This window comes from Alteromonas sp. CH_MED4-4 (genome assembly GCF_037029575.1).
Classification (GTDB): Bacteria; Pseudomonadota; Gammaproteobacteria; order Enterobacterales; family Alteromonadaceae; genus Alteromonas; species Alteromonas macleodii.
Map to the genome: position 1 here is coordinate 89,622 of NZ_JAYMEU010000014.1, position 20,820 is coordinate 110,441.

The 20,820-nt window shown below is 45.2% G+C and carries 19 protein-coding genes; 11 read left to right on the top strand and 8 right to left on the bottom strand.

Annotated features, from left to right (window positions below; all coding sequences use genetic code 11):
- Positions 1-102: 102 nt before the first annotated feature.
- The 4 genes from WA381_RS11565 (at position 103) to WA381_RS11580 (ending at position 3,189) form a co-directional block, all read left to right on the top strand.
- Positions 103-510 (top strand): hypothetical protein, encoded by a 408-nt coding sequence (locus WA381_RS11565; RefSeq protein WP_014950770.1) that lies wholly within the window; start codon positions 103-105, stop codon positions 508-510.
- 153 nt (positions 511-663) lie between these two features.
- Positions 664-1,500 (top strand): DUF2145 domain-containing protein, encoded by an 837-nt coding sequence (locus WA381_RS11570; RefSeq protein ID WP_156086951.1) that lies wholly within the window; start codon positions 664-666, stop codon positions 1,498-1,500.
- Positions 1,484-1,954, top strand: coding sequence for an inner membrane protein YiaA (gene yiaA, locus WA381_RS11575; protein ID WP_156086950.1), 471 nt, complete (start codon positions 1,484-1,486; stop codon positions 1,952-1,954). Before WA381_RS11570 ends, yiaA begins: the two co-directional genes overlap by 17 nt.
- Positions 1,955-2,127: 173 nt before the next feature.
- The gene (locus WA381_RS11580; RefSeq protein WP_156086949.1) at positions 2,128-3,189 is read left to right on the top strand and encodes a hypothetical protein; all 1,062 of its coding nucleotides are present in this window, start codon (positions 2,128-2,130) and stop codon (positions 3,187-3,189) included.
- A gap of 54 nt (positions 3,190-3,243) precedes the next feature.
- Here the strand turns inward: WA381_RS11580 and WA381_RS11585 are convergent, their stop codons facing one another.
- On the bottom strand, positions 3,244-4,104 hold the full coding sequence (locus tag WA381_RS11585) for a hypothetical protein (RefSeq protein WP_231506574.1): 861 nt from the start codon (positions 4,102-4,104) through the stop codon (positions 3,244-3,246).
- Positions 4,105-4,539: 435 nt separating this feature from the next.
- Here WA381_RS11585 and WA381_RS11590 point away from each other — a divergent pair, with 435 nt between their 5' ends.
- A complete protein-coding gene (locus WA381_RS11590) occupies positions 4,540-5,373 on the top strand; it encodes a class II glutamine amidotransferase (protein WP_069944984.1) in 834 nt (277 codons plus the stop codon).
- Positions 5,374-5,610: 237 nt separating this feature from the next.
- On the opposite strand, the gene WA381_RS11595 is transcribed toward WA381_RS11590, so the two are convergent.
- On the bottom strand, positions 5,611-6,651 hold the full coding sequence (locus WA381_RS11595) for a LysR family transcriptional regulator (protein WP_156086948.1): 1,041 nt from the start codon (positions 6,649-6,651) through the stop codon (positions 5,611-5,613).
- 167 nt (positions 6,652-6,818) lie between these two features.
- On the opposite strand from WA381_RS11595, the gene WA381_RS11600 reads away from it, so the two are divergent.
- Complete coding sequence (locus tag WA381_RS11600; RefSeq protein WP_014950763.1) at positions 6,819-7,334, top strand: lactoylglutathione lyase family protein; 516 nt, start codon at positions 6,819-6,821, stop codon at positions 7,332-7,334.
- A gap of 121 nt (positions 7,335-7,455) precedes the next feature.
- Here WA381_RS11600 and WA381_RS11605 read toward each other — a convergent pair whose 3' ends face one another.
- The 5 genes from WA381_RS11605 to WA381_RS11625 form a co-directional block, all read right to left on the bottom strand.
- Positions 7,456-8,097: an MBL fold metallo-hydrolase gene (locus WA381_RS11605; RefSeq protein WP_014977444.1), complete on the bottom strand. Its 642-nt coding sequence runs from the start codon at positions 8,095-8,097 to the stop codon at positions 7,456-7,458.
- Between the two features lie 3 nt (positions 8,098-8,100).
- A complete protein-coding gene (locus tag WA381_RS11610; protein ID WP_231506573.1) occupies positions 8,101-8,361 on the bottom strand; it encodes a hypothetical protein in 261 nt (86 codons plus the stop codon).
- Between the two features lie 39 nt (positions 8,362-8,400).
- Entirely contained in the window at positions 8,401-9,528 is a 1,128-nt protein-coding gene (locus WA381_RS11615) for an APC family permease (RefSeq protein WP_231506572.1), read from the bottom strand.
- The gene (locus WA381_RS11620; protein ID WP_014977442.1) at positions 9,525-11,225 is read right to left on the bottom strand and encodes an amidohydrolase; all 1,701 of its coding nucleotides are present in this window, start codon (positions 11,223-11,225) and stop codon (positions 9,525-9,527) included. Before WA381_RS11620 ends, WA381_RS11615 begins: the two co-directional genes overlap by 4 nt.
- A 97-nt stretch (positions 11,226-11,322) precedes the next feature.
- The gene (locus WA381_RS11625; RefSeq protein ID WP_014977441.1) at positions 11,323-12,363 is read right to left on the bottom strand and encodes a serine/threonine dehydratase; all 1,041 of its coding nucleotides are present in this window, start codon (positions 12,361-12,363) and stop codon (positions 11,323-11,325) included.
- A gap of 195 nt (positions 12,364-12,558) precedes the next feature.
- Between WA381_RS11625 and WA381_RS11630 the strand changes: the two genes are divergently transcribed.
- Together WA381_RS11630 and WA381_RS11635 are read left to right on the top strand one after the other, a co-directional pair.
- Positions 12,559-15,537, top strand: a complete 2,979-nt coding sequence (locus WA381_RS11630) for a putative bifunctional diguanylate cyclase/phosphodiesterase (protein WP_014977440.1) — start codon at positions 12,559-12,561, stop codon at positions 15,535-15,537.
- A gap of 11 nt (positions 15,538-15,548) precedes the next feature.
- A complete protein-coding gene (locus tag WA381_RS11635) occupies positions 15,549-15,923 on the top strand; it encodes a PH domain-containing protein (protein ID WP_014977439.1) in 375 nt (124 codons plus the stop codon).
- A gap of 240 nt (positions 15,924-16,163) precedes the next feature.
- On the opposite strand, the gene WA381_RS11640 is transcribed toward WA381_RS11635, so the two are convergent.
- The gene (locus WA381_RS11640) at positions 16,164-18,377 is read right to left on the bottom strand and encodes a S9 family peptidase (protein ID WP_014977438.1); all 2,214 of its coding nucleotides are present in this window, start codon (positions 18,375-18,377) and stop codon (positions 16,164-16,166) included.
- A gap of 70 nt (positions 18,378-18,447) precedes the next feature.
- Between WA381_RS11640 and WA381_RS11645 the strand changes: the two genes are divergently transcribed.
- The 3 genes from WA381_RS11645 (at position 18,448) to WA381_RS11655 (ending at position 20,532) form a co-directional block, all read left to right on the top strand.
- Positions 18,448-19,071, top strand: a complete 624-nt coding sequence (locus tag WA381_RS11645) for an NAD(P)H-binding protein (protein ID WP_014950755.1) — start codon at positions 18,448-18,450, stop codon at positions 19,069-19,071.
- Between the two features lie 140 nt (positions 19,072-19,211).
- Positions 19,212-20,030 (top strand): tRNA1(Val) (adenine(37)-N6)-methyltransferase, encoded by an 819-nt coding sequence (locus tag WA381_RS11650; RefSeq protein WP_014977437.1) that lies wholly within the window; start codon positions 19,212-19,214, stop codon positions 20,028-20,030.
- Between the two features lie 13 nt (positions 20,031-20,043).
- The gene (locus WA381_RS11655; RefSeq protein WP_014977436.1) at positions 20,044-20,532 is read left to right on the top strand and encodes a YgjV family protein; all 489 of its coding nucleotides are present in this window, start codon (positions 20,044-20,046) and stop codon (positions 20,530-20,532) included.
- Positions 20,533-20,820: the final 288 nt, after the last annotated feature.

A 20,820-nucleotide genomic window follows, 5' to 3' on the forward strand; every position in this document is an offset into this window, starting at 1 on the left:
TTTAATACTACATCAGCGATTGTGGTTTACGAAATTTATTCTTGGTTCTAGTGTAGAACATGTTCAGGCACATCTCGCCTTTACATACTAGGAGCAAGTGATATGAAAAATTCGCGTTCAACATTGATGTTAACTGCACTATTAAGTAGTGCGCTTCTTACCCATTCTGTAATGGCAGATGATTCCATCGACCACAGTGGCAAAGCCAGTAAACATAGCGCGCTTGCAGCATCTGAAGGCTTAGCAACGACGGCGTCAGTAGCGAGTGCCGTAGTCGCTGTTCCGGTGATACTAACCGGCAGTGCTGTAGTGGCAGGTAGCGCAGTTGCTGAAAGTGTGATTGACGAGAGTAGCCGCAGTATTCACGGAGCTAGCCATCAGTCCTCCGTTAATAATAACCAGCCGTTAGTGGTTACCGAAACGATCATTACTGCAGACCCTGCGCCAAACAAAGTCGTTGCAACCACTAACACAACAACGACTACTACCACTACCACAACTAAACGCTAACGGTAAATTAATTGCTCGAACTTTGAAGCGCGACTGGAAGCTAAAAAAGTAGCTGTAGCTTGTTAAAAAACTGCTACAGCGAAGTGTTGTGCATCTAGCGCTTTAGGTGGCTCTTATTCAGTGCAAGTCGAGAGAATTTAAGCAGGGAAGAGTATGAAAACATTTTTGTATTCAATAGCTGTGGCTTTGGTACTACTTACTGCTAACGCTAATCACGCTTTGGCAGGTAGTCAGCAGCACGGAAAACCTTCGTTTTCACCAGAAGCCATTGCCATTTTTTCTAAAGAAGTAGAAAAGTATGCGGCAAGCCAAGGAGCTCGTGCCTTCATTATTGCAAGGCGAGGCAGACCGATTGAAGACATGCCGGAGGGTATTCGCTTCACGCACACTGCTATTGCTATCTATTCAAGCATTCAGCTAGATAATGGTGAGACAGCCAAAGGCTATGCAATCCATAATTTGTATCAAGATGCTGATGAACAAGACGTGAGTCATTTAGTTACAGATTATCCGGTAGATTTTTTCTGGAGTGCTTATGCGCTCGAAGCAGGCCTCATTATCCCATCGGTTGCCGTGCAGCAAGCGCTTATAAGCATGTACAGCAAAGATAGAGCAAAATTGTTGCATAACCCACGCTATTCAGTAGTTGCTAACCCATTCAATAGTGAACGACAAAACTGTACCGAGTACACACTAGATGTACTGAATGCTGCGGTGTACTCCACCACAGATATAGCCCAGCTAAAAGCTAATGCAAAGGCATATTTTACGCCGCAAAAAGTAAACATGAGCCGCGCCAAACTAGGCTTGGCGAGTATGTTCAGCGACGGAGTGACGCTGTCCGATCACGGTCGTAAGGTGGAAACAACTACATTTGGAAGCCTTGCTCGTTACATGCAGAAATACGATTTATCGGAAAAGGCAGTTATTTTTGCGAGCAACGGTGAGACAACTATTATCGAGGAATTTAACAATGCAGACTCAGAATAAACCAACGAAAGCGTTTCGAATAGCATCACTGGCAGCCCTAATTGTGGGTGTAGGCGCTTATTTTATCGGCCTTTACAATGCCCCAATGGCGCTTAATGAAAAAGGTTATTACTTCACTATTATGTTATTCGGCTTGTTTTCTGTAGTGAGCTTACAAAAAACGGTACGCGATAAAATGGAAGGTGTGCCAACTACCAAAGCGTATTTCCTTGCATCAGCTGTAGCTACTGCATCAGCCATCATATTGTTAGTGGTTGGCTTATTAAATGCTGAGCTTTTATTAAGTGAAAAAGGCTTCTTCGGCATGGCCTTCACTCTAAGCCTCTTTGCCGCTATTACGGTGCAGAAGAACGTACGAGATAGCCAAACTACCGACGAGTCACGCAACACAAAAAGCGATACTCAAAGCAGCGCTACTGAGCACGAAGACTCTCCCAAAGTGAAAGCCGCTTAAAAAATGGGGTCAGAGTACATTAAATTAATGGGGTCGGAATACATTTCTAAGTAATGTACTCTGACCCCATTAGTTTTACGATTTACGCTTTTGGTTTCAGCGCATTTTCAGTATGGTAGGTGTAACGCTGGTTCGGCATTCAGCCAGCTTGTTTAACGCATCAGGGATGAATTATGCGCAAACCCGTTAAATACCGAATAGCTTTTCTAATAGTTGCTGCTGCTTGCTTTTATGTGGGCACATTATTTTTACCTGAAACCCTTCCTGACATAACCTTCTCCTTTGAAAGTATTTGGGCTAATACACAGTGGCGTAATACCTTGCTGGTCACGTTGGCATATTTTGTCTTTTTGCCTGTACTTTACTATTTCTGGATCATTCGAATTGGCAAACAGGCGCTGTGGAAATTATTGTTAGTTCTTTCTTTAAGTAGTTTGGTCGGACGCTATAACTATCCAGAGCAGTTAGCCTATTACTTTGAATTCATTACCTATCTTAAATATCCGATTATTGCCGTATTGATGGTGATAGAAATTCTCCTTCTGGTAACGATAGTTAAAGCGTTGTGGGGGGCTCGAAAGCTCTCTGGCGATCCGCGAATTCACATGCTGGAACAATATGAAGGCGATAACATTTATGAAAAAGGGTCGAAAGAAGCAAAGAAGTTAGAGTTGGCACTTATGTTTGCTCATGAGCCCGCCAGTTGGTACTACGCCATACCTCGTTTTAGTAAAAACCATGTTCCCGCCATAGCCAATCTGCATTTATGGTCCGCACAGTGGTGGCATGTGTCACTGGTTTGTGTAGCGCTTGTAGTTGCGACGTATGCAAGTTATCTCGCCATAGCACTTTGGAGTGAAACGGTTGCCATTGTGGTGGCAACCTTGGTTTTTTACCTCATAGTGATGTTTATTGCTAACTACAGAGTCAGCAAGCATTACTCTGTTTACCTTATAAAAGATAAGCTTATGGTGAATAATTCGTGGTGGGGAATGACTGTTATTCCACTTTCCAATATTAAACAAGTAGAAACAGGCAGTTGGACGGCTGCTTCAACAAAAGAACAGTTCCATTTCGGTAGAGGCAACGCAAACGTTAAGCTTACCTTTGTGTCAGAACAAAAGTATTACTCGGGTTTAGCGACTTTTATTGAGCCGATGGACACACTTTATCTCAGTGTCGACGACCCGTCAGCATTGCGTGGGATTTGTCAGCCCCAACAACACGCCGAATAAATGGGGTCAGAGTACATTACTAAAAAAGTACTCTGACCCCATGATCTCAAAATGCTAGTCGGTTTCGGCTTGCCATTCAGCTAATTGCTTAGCGATTTGTGCTGAGACTCGTTCGTCAACTATTGCGGCGCGCCGATTCATTTCGTGGTGCCATTGGCTGTTTTGTTTAATATGTGAAGGTACTGGCGCATGACGGTTCAAAGGACCCGGGTAATAGTATGCGTCAGCAACGTCTGAAAGCTTTTGATTCGTGCCGTCTGCAAATCGTGCTGAAATGCTGGATAAAGGGGAGTTCAATTCACTCTTTTCGTTAAGCAAAACAAGCGTAGGAGTAGAAATATCGGGTATTGTCGATGTGGAAAAGTGGGTCCATACTGTCGCAATATTTAGGTCCTTAAGTTTAAAAATAAAGGGCACAAACTCATTGAGCGCTTCTCCCCGCTTTAACGATACAGGCTGCTTTAATGTATGCATTGCGCCAAACAGAAGAATCGCTTTATCGTTTTGTTCAGCTATCTGCTTCACAGTTTTTTCATAGTTAACAATGCGTGTTTTGGTGAGAGACTGCCATTGCTCTTTGCTCAATCCTTCCCATTTAAACTCTGGTTCAGCTAGAGCTATGCGCACTTTATGGTTTGACGATGCATTGAGTAACCTTAGTTTCTGCACAAAATGTCGGTAATGCTTATATTGCCACGCCATGAAATAAATACTGTCCTGCCACAAAGGCTCTAACTCTTGCAGTGAAACCTTTGTATTGGGGTTAAGCAGATAATCATCCAACTCGGGCTGGTAATGGCTATTACCGAACTCAGTCACAATAACGTCGACACTCTCAAAGATATCACGATCAGACAGAGCGTTGATTAAGAGCTCTGTCGGTGCTGCGGAGCCGTGTATATCACCAATTGCCACGATTTGATGTTCGCTTAATAAATGCTTAAAGGTTTGATTTACCTTGTTGTTCCCAGAATTAGCGATATGAGTTGAAGGCGAAACCTCGTTAGCAAAAGAAGTGTAAGGTAATAACACCGAACACATAACAATGACGAAAAGCGAATAAATCGAGAAAGAGTGGTAGCGCATCATATATATGAAAGAATAGTTTGTTTGTAATTGATTATCATTATTATTTATTGTAAATGAAAGGGGAGGTAAACATAAAACGGACGTTTTTACGTAATTAAATTAAAATAAAGTGGTATGAAGGTCATTGGCTTTAAAAAGGTGAATGAGTTGTAAAGTCTGCCGCTTCTCCTTTATTACGGACCAATGTCGAATTGATTCGGCTCGAGTGCTTGCGTATTCTCGACATACTTAATGAAATAACTGCTATAGGTGACAAACGTTGTGTGTGAACTTTTAGGCATGAGTGCGAACACTCCTACTGACCTATGTTTTAGTTTTACCGGGCTGACTCGCCGCGGTGGTGAAACAGGGCCGCATAAAGACGGCTGGGGCGTTGCTTTTTATGAAGGGAAGGGTGTGCGTATGTTTCACGATCCCGAGCCTTGCGCCACATCACCCATCGCAGACTTTGTTTCGAAGTTGCCCATAAAAAGCAAGAATGCGATTTGCCATATTCGTCAGGCTAATGTGGGTAACATTAACTTAGCTAACACGCACCCCTTTACTCGCGAACTGTGGGGGCGATACTGGGTGTTTGCGCACAACGGACAACTCCCTAATTTCTCGCGCCGTACGGGTGTTTACGAAGCAGTTGGGGATACCGATAGCGAAGAGCTTTTCTGCGATATTATGAATAACGTTAGGCAAAACCTCCCTCGAGACGCTATGCCTGAGCAGTTAGCTGAAACGTTAGTTTCACTTGCAAAGGAGTACGCTCAGCAAGGTGTATTCAATTGCTTGCTGAGCAATGGCGACTGGTTATTTACGTTCTGTAGTACAAAGTTAGCTAGCATTACCCGCAGAGCACCTTTTGGCCCCGCTTGTTTGAGTGATGTAGAGGTGGAAATTGATTTTGCAGCTGAAACCACGCCAAAAGATGTAGTGAGCATTATTGCTACTGAACCGCTAACAAACGATGAACAGTGGGATATCTACGAACGGGGTGAGTGGAAGCTATGGCAGGAAGGCGAAGTCATAGCCTCGGGTAAAGTGGATGTCCCTGAACACAAAAAAGAAGCCGAAATGGTTGCACCAGATCCATCGCTTCACGACTAATCACGAACTATGGGGTCAGAGTAACTTAAATGGCCCCGCTCTCAAAAAGCTCGGCGCTGAGTTAGTAACCCAGCGTAATAATGTACTCTGACCCCATAACTCGAACTATGGGGTCGGAGTAACTTTAATTGCTCCACTCTCAAAAAGCTCGGTGCTGAGTTAGTAACCCAGCGTAATAATGTACTCTGACCCTAATATTCAGGTTAGCTAGCTCGATAATGTACTCTGACCCCATTTTTAACCCAATACTTGCGTGATGGCTTGTTTTACTACTTGGTAGCGGGCGGGTAGAGCGCTGTGGGGTGTTTGAACACTGTATAGGGGCTCGGTTACTTCATCTTTTGCTTTGTAGACAGTAAGTTTGTCGGCAAAAGACACAAAGTCTAGTGTGCTGGTGGGCAGCACAGTGTATCCTAACCCTTCGCTTACCGGCAGCAGAATTTGCGAAAGTTGGTTGATGTAGCCAGTATGAGGCAGCTTATTCGGATTAATGTTGGCTAACTCAGCTTCTCCGCAATCGTTAAAATAGCGCTGTAAGTAGTGCATGGCATCAGGGTGATTAATAAGCCCTAGATGCTTGATGACGGCTTCTATTATTCTACCATCATCAGTTTTACTCTTTGCTTTTCCAGATACGCTTGCTACTTTTGCTACCGAACCCGAACCCGAACCCGAACCCGAACCCGAACCCGAACCCGAACCCGAAATAAAACCCTGTGCGTTTTCAGATAACTCAGGAATCTGCGCAGCAAGCGCGTCAGGTAGGCTACGCGGTAGAATAAGCCCCAATGCTTCTTCGCCTAAATACTCACTATGTATATCTTCGCTCTCTGGCTGGTTTGTCACAATGCCAAGCTCCAGCGTATTGTTCGCAATGCCTGACAAAATAGTACGACGAGGTGCGACTTCCACGTGAATATTAAGCGCGCTATGCTGTTTTTGCAGTGCCAGCAGAGCAGGATAAATACGCTGAGCAATCGCGCCTGAGCAGGCCACTACACACTTACCTTCAAAAGGGGCGTCAAACTTTAAGCTGGCAATAAAATCTTGCTCTTTTTCCTGCTGCTCCTTGGCATAGTGGTACACACGCTGGCCCTGTTCAGTTAGCTGAATCCCCTTGCCTAAACGGATGACTAGTTCACACTGACATGCCTCTTCCAGTTTCTTAAGGTGCTGACTTACGCCCGGCTGCGTCATAAACCGTTGCTCTGCGGTGCGCGTAAAGTTCCCCGTTTCTACTAACGTGATGAAGGTGTCTAGCCAAGTAGGATTTATCATTCGGGTATAATTTAAATTTATTAAATTTAGAAAATATCATAATTTCATGTTTCATCTTTGTCTAGCTACTATGTATGCACATTCACTTAAGCGGTGTTCGAGTTGGCCTTCTTGACGAGGCGGCCGCTTAAGCCATTTCGATAACTTGCACTACATAGGAGTAAGTGATGACTGAAGCAGTAAAAACACCGTATCCACGTACGTTTTCTCATATTGGAATTTCAGTACCTGACTTAGAAGCTGCCGTGAAATTTTATACCGAAGTACTTGGTTGGTACCTCATCATGAAGCCAACCGAGATTGTTGAAGATGACTCGGCGATTGGCGAAATGTGTACCGATGTATTTGGTCCAGGTTGGGGGAAATTTCGCATTGCGCACCTTTCAACAGGTGATCGTGTCGGCGTTGAAATTTTTGAGTTCAGCAACCAAGAGAACCCAGAAAACAACTTTGAATATTGGAAAACCGGTATCTTCCATTTCTGTGTTCAAGACCCAGATGTAGAAGGCTTGGCTGAGAAGATTGTCGCTGCTGGTGGTAAAAAGCGAATGAAGGCGCCGCGTTATTACTATCCGGGTGAAAAGCCTTACCGCATGATTTACATGGAAGACCCGTTTGGCAACATCCTTGAAATTTATAGCCACAGCTATGAGTTGCATTATGCAAGCGGCGCTTACGAATAAGCATTGTTTGTAAGGTCTGTTACTTATCGCTTCATGCTTGTATGTAGCGGGTGTTAATTAGCAGGAAGGCGAGGGCGTTAATAGCAATTAAACGTACCTCGCCTTTTTATTTTTAATTAGGCTAACCGAACCTGCCAGATACATAAGGGTTCGTAGCCTTTTCGGTTGCAACCGTAGTGGTTGGCCCATGACCCGGGTAAATCGTCATATTATCCGGCAGCACCATAATTTTCTGTTTAATCGAGTCGATTAATTGCTGATGATTACCTTGTGGGAAATCAGTTCTGCCAATAGAGCCTGCGAAAATTACATCACCCACAATAACGCGATTACTTGAGCGTTCTACCAGCACCACATGACCAGGTGTATGACCCGGGCAATGCAGCACTTCTAGCGTTAAATTGCCCACTGAAATGGTATCGTTGTCGTTTAACCACTCGTTGGGAGCAAAAGGCTGGGCGGGTGGAAAGCCAAACATCTGGCTTTGCTGCATAAGTGCATCTAGCCAGAATTTATCGCCAATATGCGGCCCAACAATAGGTACACCGTAATGTTCAGCAATGGCGACAGTGCCGCCCACATGATCTAAGTGCCCATGAGTGAGTATAATTTTCTCTATACTCACGCCTTTATTCGATGCAGCTTCAATCAACTTTTCAACGTCGCCGCCTGGGTCGACAAACGTGCCTTTGTTAGTGGATGAATCCCAAATTAATGAACAGTTTTGGGCAAAGGGCGTAACGGGTATAACTTGAATTTCCACGGTTTAACCTTTTGATTCTTTGTTGCTTGGAGCGAAATAAAAAAAGTAAAGCAGTGCGCCAACCACTAATTCACCCAGTAAAAATAGCCACGCGTTGGTTGACGACTGTGCAATAGACCATGCGCAAACCGCTAGTGCGACAAAGGGTATCAGACGTCGAAACAGGTTTACAGGGCTGGCAAATGCGCCTGCAGAGCCGTTAAAATAAGCGTCTTTCTTAGAAGTATCTTGCTGCATGCCGCTTTGTGAATAAGCGCTCTGCAAGGAAGTTTCCTGTAAAGGTGCCCTCTGCAATGAAGCCCGCTATGCTTTCATCAACACCACTACACACACGGCGTAAACCACAAGCCGTGCAAGCACGCTTGAAATAGCTAACCACACAAAGCTGCCGCTCAGCGCCATAGTACCGGCAAATATTCCCAGTATTGATATGGAAACTGCTGGGGTAGCAAAGGATGTGTGAATCTCACCTAACTTCTGTCCCAGTTTACCTGGAATAAGTGACTGCTGCGCCATAGAGAACGTAAGTCGAGACGTAGATATCATATTCGCTAACAAGTTACCGGCAACAGACACTACGGCGGTTAGCGTCATAATAAGCGCCCCAGTTTCGCCAAATATCATATTGGCGAGTGCAATAAGTGGTGCGCTATCCGGCTTTGCAGGCCCTACAGTGTGCCAATAAAGCCACTGCACGCAAAAGTAAAATATGGCGATACCTGAAACTGTAAGCATTAAAGCCCGAGGTATGGTCTTTTTTGGTGAACTGGTCTCGCCGCTCGTGACCACTACCGTTTCAAAACCAATAAAGGCGTAAAGCGTAAGTAGGGCGCCGGCAGAAATGGTGTCAAACGCAGGTACAACGGATTCCGAAGAACGTGTTAGCGCAGTAGAAAAATCGAGCTGCCAGTAACCAACCGCAATAAGCGCCACGAAAGGCAGCAGTTTTAGCACCGAGATAGTATCAAGTGAACGCATGGCGGCCTTAAGGCCGACAATATTCACTACGATTAGTGCTGTGGTAAGCGCGATAATAGCGAATGATTTGCCTATTCCCGCATTTAGTTCGGGCCACACATAGCCGGCGTATAGCAATAACACGTGCATGTTGGCTGCAATCGCGGTTGCGCGAGCTAAATAGTAAATAAAGCCCGTTTGAAACGCCGCTGCGTCGCCGAAGCCTTTCTGGGCGTACACCACAGGTCCGCCGGTTTCTTGGTACAGCGCCGCTAGCTGCCCAAAACACCACACAATGGCCAGCATTAGCGCGCCAAAAATCAAAAAGATGTAAGGGCTGAAAGCGCCGAGCTCAGCGGCCATTTTAGCGGGCAGAGCAAAAATACCCGCTCCAATAAGGCCATTTAACACCAAAAGGGCAGCGCCAATGCCGCCAATCCCTTTGGTTAACAGGCTTTTGTTTTCGCTACTCATTTAGAAAAAACTTCTTCTCCCGCCACATAAGTTGCGTGTACTTCGGTTTTCCAAATGTCTTTGGCATCAATGGTAAAAATATCTTGGTCGACCAAGATAAAGTCTGCCCATTTTCCTGGCGTTAGTGTGCCTAAGGTATCTTCCATGTGCCCTGCGTAGGCTGCATCTAAAGTAAACCCTTTAAAGGCTTGTTCAATGGTTAACGCTTCGTGGGCATACCAACCTTTTACGGGTTGATTGTTTCTGTCTTGTCGCGTAACCGCAGCGTGAAGCCCGTAAAAGGGGTTAGCAAGCTCTACAGGGAAATCAGAGCCTAAGGGCAGTGCAATGCCCGAATCGAGTAGCGTTTTCCACGCGTAAGCGCCTTTCATACGATCTTTGCCAAGGCGATCTTCCGCCATGTTCTTATCGCTGGTGGCGTGAGTAGGCTGCATGGAAGGTAAGACCTTCAGCGAAGCAAAGCGGGCTAGGTCGTCAGGCGCAATCACTTGTGCATGCTCAATGCGGTTGCGCAGTTCGCTGCCGCCAATACTCTTAAACGTGGTTTCAAACTCGTTCAGTGCAACATGGTTAGCCTTATCACCAATGGCATGGTAGTTAAGCTGGAAGCCCGCACCAATTACCGTAGTAAACAGTTGGGTCATATCTTCTGGTTGAGTTAACAGCAATCCATGTTGATGCGGCGCATCTGAATAAGGTTCAAGCAATGCTGCGCCTCGGCTACCTAGTGCGCCATCGCCATAAGCTTTAACTGAACGAATATATAAAAAGTCGTCTTTATCGCGGATAGCGCCATTGCCTAACATGGTGCTGAGGTCAGGGTCTGTCGCACTCACCATGGCATAAATACGCACAGGCAAGTCACCTTCTACCGCTTCTTTTAAATAGAAATCGTAAACGTCTCTGTCTATGCCAGCATCGTGCATTGACGTAACACCATTTGCTAGTAAGTGCTCACCTGCTGCATGTAATTGCTGCTCGTAAATAGCGTTGCTTGCTTTAGGCAAGTGCGCTTCTATTAATTGCGATGCATTATCAATGAAAACACCGGTAGGATTACCGTCAGCGTCTTTAATGATTTCGCCACCTGCAGGCGATGGGGTGTCTTTAGTTATACCCGCAATTTCCATCGCTTTACTGTTCACCCAGGTAGCGTGGCTGTCTACGCGAGCTAGTGCAACAGGTCGGTCAGAAATGACTTTATCTAGATCAGCCGCTGTTGGAAACGCTCTGTCAGACCATAATTCCTGGTTCCAACCGCGCCCGGTAATCCAAGCTTGTTGTCCATTCGCAAATGCGTATTCGGCAACTGTCTTGGCCGCGTCTTGTGCACTGCTACTTTCTCGCAAATCGACTTCCAACAAGTTTGCGCCTAAGCCTAGTAAATGCCCGTGAGCGTCGATAAGCCCGGGTAGCATAACTTTGCCTTTGCCATCAATAGTGCTGTCGACAGGCGTGGTGCCTTTGTCGATATCTAATGCAACCACTTTGCCTTCATCAATGACAAGGTTTTTAAACGTAATGAGTTTGCCACTTTCATTTAACGTATAGCCTTTTACGTTCTCAACAAGCGTTGCAGCATCTACCGTAAGCGTGGTGGTTATAGCGCCTAACGTTGCCGCCGTTATAAAGGTTGCGGTTAGTAACTTTGAAAGCGAGTGCTTTTTAAATGTCAGGGCCGACAATGTAGAGTTCATAGTGAGTTTCTGCCTTTTTTATTTCTGTTTTATTCTTTGTTTTTATAGTTTTTATACCGAGCTGCTCGAGTTTCAATAGCTACGCACTAACGCAACGCTATGCCTCGACACGCTCGGTGTCTTCAAATTCGTCTTCGTCATCAAGGTCAAGAATGGGAGGCTGCAGCAAAAAATCTCTCTCCCAAATCTTAGCCATACTCGCCTGACTTATGTTGCCACCACTTAATATAACAAGAGCGGTTTGCCCAGGCGGGGTGTTGGCAGCCCAAGCCGCTACTGCAGCCATGGTCATCGCGCACGTGGGCTCAATATGAAGCTTTAGTAAATGATGTAGCCATTGGGTCCAATAAGCAATTTGCAGCTCGTCCACTTCATAGAAATCATCTATTTCTTGCAATATAGGGAACGTAACATCGCCAACAGAAGGCGTGGCAGCGCCGTCTGCTAAGGTATTTGGTGCATAGTCTAAGGCAATGATCTCACCAGCTTGCAACGACATAGAGGCATCATTCGCCTCGGCAGGCTCAGCGCCAATGACCAATGCATTTGGCTGTAGTGCGCGAGTTGCCAGCAATGAGCCCGACAATAACCCTCCGCCTCCGCAGGGCGCAAAGACAGCATCGACCTCACCAATTTCGTTAAGCGCTTCTAACGTTGCCGTGCCTTGTCCTGCCACAATGTCTTTGTGGTTAAACGGCGGTATCCAGACCGTGTCTGGTGCTTTTGACGCTTGCTCGACAGCCGCATCTGCTTCTGGACGGGTAGGAAATAGTTTTAATTCAGCACCATAGCTTTGCGTAGCAGCAGCTTTAATCGGCGAAATGGTCTCGCTCGCAAAAATAGTGGCTTTAATACCAAAGTGAGACGCTGCATAGGCTACTGCCTGAGCATGATTTCCAGAGCTATTGGCGACCACATGCTTCGGTAAACGACCTTCCTCTTTCAAGCGGGCTAAAAAATTCATAGCGCCGCGAATTTTGAATGCCCCGATGGTCTGTAAGCACTCCGCTTTAAACAGAATGCGGTTGCCCATCCATTTGTTGAGCAACGAAGATTCAACAATTGGCGTTTTCTTTACGTCGCCTTTTATACGTTCATAGGCTTGTTTAATGTCTTCGAAATTTGGGGAAATACTCATTAAGTAACGCTCTTTTCATTTTGGTTTTTTTATGGGGTAGCGCCGACAAGGGCCTTTACGCACTAAAAGAAAATCGGAAGCCTTACAGTGCCAGATACTATTAGATAACGCCAGAGCCTATACCACATAAGACAATTCATATTTATTTAATAATTCTACTTTAGTATACCGGCGCTAGTTACCGGAGACAGGCACATGTTAAGCAAACACAACCATCGTATTTACGCCTTACCTACGGTTTTGTTTCTTTTTCTCACCTTTTTATTTGTTTCTGCTGGTGTTTTTATTCAAAACGATGAACGCGCAGCACGTATTTCTAAAGCGCAGTCGGTTGCCGAGCAGGTAAAAATTAGTCTTGAAGTATTCTCAAGCGAACGTATTCAAGCGCTGCACAACCTAATGCGAAACTGGCCCACCTTTGAACCAAACCAAGTAGACTGGTTTAATGCGCAAGCCCTGTCATTGATGGGCATGCAGCGAGGCTTTTCATCGCTGGTATTTGTCGATGCTAACGGTGAGATAGCGTGGGTGGCAACGCCATCTTCCGGTATTAAAACCCGTATAGACAACAGCCTCATTGGCCATCCTATGGACGCGTTGGGCTTAAACATATCGCGATTGTCCGAGAATTTGGAAAGCACGCTTTTGTATTCAGATGCTGCTCAACATCACTTTATCGTTGTGGGCAGGGCCATAAGCCCTCAAGAGCCTGAGCATGGATTTCTGGTGGCGGGGTTCGACGTACAAACCATATTAACCGTGATGTTAGGCGAGTTAGTAGGCCCACAGTTTAACTTTCAGCTTAACGCCGACAGTGCAACGCTTTTTCAAAGCGGTGAGTTAGTCAACGATGGCACCATTGTGTCGCTTTTGCCGTTCAGTTTTTTAGAACGCGATTTTTACCTTTCCATGCAGTCTCAGCTAAGCCCATATAACTCAGGCTTGTTAATTATTATAATTGGACTGTTGATGTCAGCGCTAGTTAGCTATGTGCTGCACAAGCAGCTTAAAGGCGCGGTTAATTTGTCTTTGAGTCAGCAGCGTTACCTCACCGCTAGCGAAGCCTCCCTTGATGCGCTTCTTATTTATCAGCCAACAGATGATGACTTTTCTCTAGTAGAAGCAAACTCATACAGTCGCTATCTATTTCGCGGTGCATGCGATGTATTGCGGTCTATGAACTTAGCCGAGCAAACGCGTTATTTAGGTTTAAGCAGTGAATTTAAAAACGCCAAAAACGTTGCTGAACTTGGCGTGCCTTATGAAGCTCACCTTGCCATTCATAGCGATAAGATTGCGCCTCAATGGATAAAAGTTCAGGTGGTAAAAGCCGGTGACAATATTGCGGTAACCGTAAGGGACGTGACCGAACGTTTTCGCGCCCAGCACGATTTAAAGCGTAGCGAAGAAAAGTATCGCCGCTTAGTTGACGGCATGCACCGCCACTTTGTTTACACCAAGACCATCGAGCACAACTTTATGTATGTAAGCGCGGGTATTGAAAAGATTTTAGGGTTTAGCGCAGAAGACTTCTGTGCAAACGAATCGAAGTACGTTCGCCAAGTACCTGACGAGACATTTGAGATACGCCAAACCATTGCCCGTGGCGAAAAGCCCGAGCCTTATATTGTGCATTATCAAGGCAAGGTCGGCGAGCCGTTAGCGATTGAATTTTCAGACACGCCCATTGTCGACGAGCAAGGATTACTGGTTGCCGTTGAAGGCATCGCTCGCGATGTGACCAAAGAGCTGGCGCTGCAGGAAGAAGTGTATTTTCAAGCTAACCATGACCAGTTAACCGGGCTGTTTAATCGCTATGCATTTGATGAAAAACTGCGAGCGATCCTTGATGAAACGCATAAAGCGGCTGGTCAGCAGGGCGAGAGCAAGGCTTTAAACCACATTGATTTTGAAAAAGTGGCGAGTATCAATTCGCCTCGCGCTTACCACAAGCAAAGCGTGATGTGCTTTATCGATATGGATCGATTCAAGTTAGTAAACGACAGCTGTGGTCATCCAGCGGGCGATAAGCTGCTAAAAGAAATCTCCATCATATTTAGGCAATACGTGAATGGGCAAGACTTGCTTGCCCGAATAGGGGGAGACGAGTTCTGCATTATATTTCGCAATCAAAGTTTGGATGAGGTGACCAAGCGCCTAGACAAGCTTTTATTGGCGATTTCAAATTATCGTTTTGTTTATGACGACAAGTTGTTTTTTGTGGGGGCAAGCATTGGCGTTATCGAAATAAACGAGAGTACACAAAGTGCAGAAGCCTTAATTAAAGCTGCTGACAACGCGTGTTACAAAGCCAAACACTTGGGTCGAAACCGTTACTTTGTGTTTCATGATAATGACTCGCAAATGGCCATTGATGACAGTGAAAACCAGGTGTTACATGCCTTGCATCACGCATTACAAAACGACGGGTTTGAGTTGTATAGCCAAGCTATCATGCCGCTTAACGTGCCCAACCAAGAAAAGGCCGCCCAACTTCAGCATTACGAGATTTTGCTTCGTCTAAATGCAAAAGACAGTGGCCTTATAAGCCCGGGGCTTTTCATCCCGTTGGCAGAGCGTCACGGTTTAATGAACAAAGTGGATATGTGGGTGGTAGATAACACCCTTAAAACCCTTGAAAGTAATCCTGCTCACATCGATAACGTAGGCAAAGTCGCAATTAATTTATCAGGTATTACACTGGGTGATGAAATGGCGCTGCACAACATTGCCAAGCGCATGCAAAGTACTTCTGTACCTGCTGAGAAAATTTGTTTTGAGATTACAGAAACAACAGCGGTAACAAACTTGAGCGCTGCTAAACACTTTATTTCTACGTTACGTGATTTAGGGTGCAGCTTTGCTCTAGACGACTTTGGTGCAGGTATGTCTTCATTCACTTATCTTAAAAACCTTGATGTTGATTACGTTAAGATTGACGGCTCCTTTGTGCGAAATATCGTTCACGATCCTATCGATCATGCTACAGTAACAGCGATAAATAATATTGCGCACAGTATGGGTAAACAGACCGTAGCCGAGTTTGTGGTCGATAACGCGACCGCTGAAGTGTTACGAGAGCTTAAAGTAGATTTCGGTCAAGGCTTTGCTTTAGATAAACCCAAGCCGCTGGCGCATAGAGTTCAATGGCGAGTTAAACTTGCCTCTGCCTAAAAGGAAATGTCATGGGTTTATTTGATACCATCATGGGTAATGCAAGCGAGACTAGCGCTTCAGATGTTCAAGAAGAGCTTACGCCTATACTTGCTGCTAACGAAACTGTTACCACTGCGTTTAAGCTAGTGCGCGATTTAAGTGTATTCACGAACAAGCGCCTAATTCTAATTGATAAGCAAGGCCTTACCGGGCGCAAAGTGAACTATCATTCAATACCTTATAAATCTATTACGCAGTTTATCGTTGAGACGGCAGGGCATTTTGATACTGACGCCGAGCTTAAAATTTGGCTGTCGGGCAAAGCCGATCCTATTGAGATTGAACTAAGTGCATCGTCTGCTCAGGCGGTACAGCAAAACCTAGCAACCCAGATGTTTAGCTAGTTTCTGCATTTGTAATACTTGATAGATGCTTTGAAGTAGCAAGTAGCAAGTAAAGAAAGTCTAATCACCCTACAAGTGCACAAAGCGCTACAACGCAAACATGCACAAAATAAGCGTTAATTAAACTGACCAAACAAAAAAGCGATGCCTTCATAAGCATCGCTTTTTGCTTTTTACTGCTTTCTAGGGCTTGTTGAGCTTAGATGTACAGAGATCAACAGGCCCCAGGCTCTAACCGTATTAGTCTTTCAAGTTACGGTTAAAGAAGTTAGTAATAGTTTTGTATAAATGAATGCCCGTTTGCTTACCACGGATGCTGTGCTTCTTGCCCGGGTAATCCATAGTTTCAAATGGAATTGCCAAGTCTTGAAGGTGCTTGTAGAGCATTGTTGAATGGGTAAACAACACGTTGTCATCTGCCATGCCGTGGTAAATCAAAAGGTCGCCCTTCAGATCTTTTGCGTAAGGGAATACTGAAGACGCAGTGTAAGCATCATCATCTGTATTTGGGTTGCCCATGTAGCGTTCAGTGTAGTGGGTATCGTATAAGCGCCAGTCAGTTACCGGAGCACCTGATACGCCCGCTGCAAAGTAATCGCCCGCTTTGAACATGGTCATCAGCGTCATGTAGCCGCCATAGCTGTGGCCATGAACACCAATACGCTCAGCGTCAACGTAGTCAAGCGTACGCAAGAACTCTACGCCTGCAACCTGATCGTCCACTTCAATAAAGCCCATTTTTTTATAAATAGGATCTTCAAAGCCTTTACCGCGATAGTTAGAGCCGCGGTTATCTAGCGTAAATACCACATAGCCTTGATCAACCCAGTGTTGGAATAGCAAGCCACGGTTACCCGCCCAGCTGTTTGTTACAACCTGTGCGTGCGGGCCGCCGTAAAGGTAAACAATAACAGGGTGCTTCTGTTTAGGGTTTTGCTTGGCACTATCAGGCGTGTAAATTCGATATTTAAGGGTTGCGCCATCCTTTGTGGTGATGTCACCAAACTCAGGTGCCGTCCAGCTATCCATGTAAGCGTGCAGAGGGTGGCCTTCTTCAACTTTATTTTCTTCAAGCCAGGTAATTCGCTCGCCGGTAGCACTATTTAGGCTAACTTGTGCAGGAGAGTTAATGGTTGAGAAACGGTCAATAAAGATAGAGGCATCTTTGCTAAATGCCGCGCTGTGATACGCGCCTAGTTCAGTGATACGCGAAATCTCGCCGCCATCTAAAGGCACGCTGTAAACATGGCTTTCTAGTGGGGTGTCTTTGCGGCCAGAGAAGTACAAACGGTTGTTCGCTGTATCAATAGCTTCAACACTGTCTACAACCCAGTCTCCTTTGGTTAACTGCTTAACAAGCTTGCCTTTATTGTCGAAAAGGTAAAGGTGTTTAAAACCGTCGCGCTCTGACGCCCAAATAAATTGGCCTTTGTCTTTTAGGAAGTAAAGGTCGTTGTGCAGGTTTACCCACGTGTTGCTTGATTCTGTAAGCAGCACGTTTTCTTTTTTGCTGTTAAGGTCGAACGCTCGCAGCTCTAACGTTTGCTGATCCCGTGTCTGCCATTGGTAGGTGAAGGTGGTGTTGTTTGGCATCCACTTACCGCGAGCAAAATAAATGTCGTTATCTTCACCTAAATCCACCCAAGTGCGATCGCCAGAGTTGATGTCTTGAATAGCAAGTTCCACCAAGACGTTTGGCGTGCCCGCTTTCGGGTATTTCTGTTCGATAAGCTTGATGTCGTCAGCATAGATTTCAGAACGTGTGATCACATCTACCGGGCTTTCATCAACCTTGGTAAAGGCAATTTTAGTCTCATCTGGCGACCACCAGTATCCGGTCATACGGCCCATTTCTTCTTGCGCCACAAATTCGGCCATACCAAATTTAATGTTGTCGCCACCTTCTTTGGTAATTGCCGTTTCTTTACCTGATTCAATGTGTTTTACATAAAGGTTCTGGTCGCGAATGAAGGAAATGTAGTTACCTTTTGGTGATAATTTAATATCAGTTTCAAAAGCGTCAGTATCTAAAAGTTGCTTCGCCCCTTTTTCGCCCAGCTTGTGATAAAAGACATCGCCACCTAATGGGAAAAGTAATGCTTTACCATCGTCCGACCACTGGTAGCTTACAATACCGCTGCCAGATAAACGCATACGCTCGCGTCGCGCTTTCTCTTCATCAGAAAGCACTTCTTCGCCGCTTTGTAGGTCGTTTGAGTCGAAAAGCATGCGAGTTTGGCCACTTTCAATATGGTATTCCCATAGATCTAGGCGCTCGTAGTCTGTTTGCTTACCTTTAAGAAATGTTACCCGTTGACCGTCAGGTGATACTTTTAACGAACGGGGTGCGTTGCCATCGAGTGAAGGAGAAGAGAAAATACGCTCAATAGTGAGCGTTTCAGCGTTTAAAGCAGTAGAGAGCATAGCGGCTCCAATTAAAAGGGCTTTTTTCATTTTTATCTGCATATTTGACTGTCGAAGGTTTGATTGTAGTTATATCAATTTATGATACAAGGTGCGACATATGAAATCCGCAATGGTGCTAGGAGCGACAGGTTTAGTGGGACGAACGCTTGTAAATATGCTGTTACAGGATAGACGGTACAATGAGGTAACCTGCTTAGTCAGAAAACCGCTCTCCTCCAGTATGTTTAACGACCCTCACAATCGCCTAAAACCTGTAGTTATCGACTTCGACAATCTACAGGACTATCAAGGCTACTTTAGCGTAAATCATGTGTACTGTTGTCTGGGCACCACGCTTAAAAAGGCGGGATCGAAACAAGCGTTTCGCCGCGTTGATTTTGAATATGTTCATGTTGCCGCACAGCTGACCCGAGCTCAGCGCGCGGACAGTTTTGTATGGATATCATCGGTAGGCGCTGATGCTAAAAGCAGTAACTTTTATTTACGAGTAAAAGGCGAGCTAGAAAACGCGATTATGCGAATGCCTCAGTTACCCCATGCCTCTGCCGTACGCCCTTCGTTATTGTTAGGCAATCGCGACGAGTCGCGGACGCTAGAAGATATAGCGCAGAAAACGGCGCCCATATGGCAAAGCATAATGAAAGGCCCGTTAAAGAAATACCGACCCGTTCATGCCGTTGACGTGGCCAGAAATATGATGTCGCTGCAGCGCTGGAAATAAGCGCTCACAGTAAATGTCACAACCTTAACGTGAAGCACAACCCGACTTGATATAGAATGCGCGCCTTTTAACGCACTAGGTAATACGACTTCCTTATGTTCCGCTGTAAACAATTCACCGTAGCACAGGACAAATGCGCGATGAAAGTGAACACCGACAGTCTGATTTTAGGAAGTTGGGCACAGTTTCGCGCAAACCTCAGCCATGCCCCACGCATCTTGGATATCGGCACCGGCAGTGGCATTTTAGCGTTGATGATGGCCCAAAAAGCAGCGCACTTTTGCAATCCGAACGGTGAAGAGCAGAATGTTCAAAGCAGTTCAATTGACATCAGCTCGTTCGATAATGGCGCAGCCAGAATTGACGCGATAGAAATAGATGAGCAAGCCGCAGCGCAGGCCGCTACCAACTTTAAAAATGCAAAATGGGCCAAACAGCTGTTTATTTACTGCTGTGATGTAACTGGCTACACCTCCACCCACTTGTATGACCTAGTGATTTCTAATCCACCTTACTTTGACACGCCAGCTACACTTTCAAATGCGTACAGCAAGCAAAGCCAATCTCGCTCGGTGGCAAGGCAAACGTCTGCATTGGGCTCAGATGAACTTTTTAGTGCAAGCAGCAAGTTGTTAATAGAACAAGGGCAAATGTACTGTGTGTACCCAGCGTCGATGGAAGCCTCGGTTATCGAAACGGCTGAAGGTTATGGCCTATCGCTGGCAGATATTCTTTATGTAAAGCATACATCTAACAAATCGCCTTATCTTTGCGCGTTCCACTTTAAAAAAGTAATGGAGGGCGCAAGTGATAATCTTAAAAACGTTACTGCACATCGGGAATGGCCGAGCTTAATAGCGAAAAATGCAATCAAAAATGAGCTGATAATTAGGGATCAAAAGGGCGAATATACCAGTGAATACAAAGCCCTTTGTCAGCCTTTCTACCTTAAATTTTAATGAGCTTATATTAATGAACATAGTTGCAGAAGGCTTTGGCGCAATAGCCGTTGTTTTAAATTTTATTGGGTATCGCCAAACTAACGTAGACAAGTATTTGCTTATTTCTGCGTTTGCCTTAAGTGCACTTAGCGTGCATTTTTTTATGCTAGATGCCATGGCCGCAGGCATTGGAACACTGCTTGCCAGCGTTCGTAACTTTATTGCCATTAAACATAGAAGCAATGCCATTTTATTTTTCTTTGTTGCGGTGAATCTAGGCTTCCTCGCTTATGAGTGGTTTGTGCTAGAGCACAGCTGGATAATCTTCATTGCCTATGCGTCTTCACTTATTTTTACAGTGGGATCTTTGGTTATCCGCAATACGCACACTATTAGAAAGGTTTTTCTTGTTGCTGAAACTTTGGGGTTGTTATATGCCATTTCCGTGGGCAGTATTTTTGGAACGGTATTCAATGTAAGTAACTTGATCAGTATTTTAAGTAAGCTGCGCAAGCCCTAATGCTTTAGCAATAAAACTCACCTTATCAATTAGTCTAATTTGCCCACTTTAATCCCGTTTAGTCGGGCTGCTTTTCTGCGACTTACGCTACCTGCTATATGGCTTTTCATATAGTCTGCACACCCTTGTAGGCCTTGCCCTACATGACTTATACCAAAGTTCAATGAGCTAAAGTTCAATATCAATTTGCGTATGTAAGCGTATCATTATTAATCAGTAAGTATGGTTTCAGCAATTTTTCCTCTGAATGTACGGAAGTAGACTCAGTGTGTAGTAATGAGGGGAGTG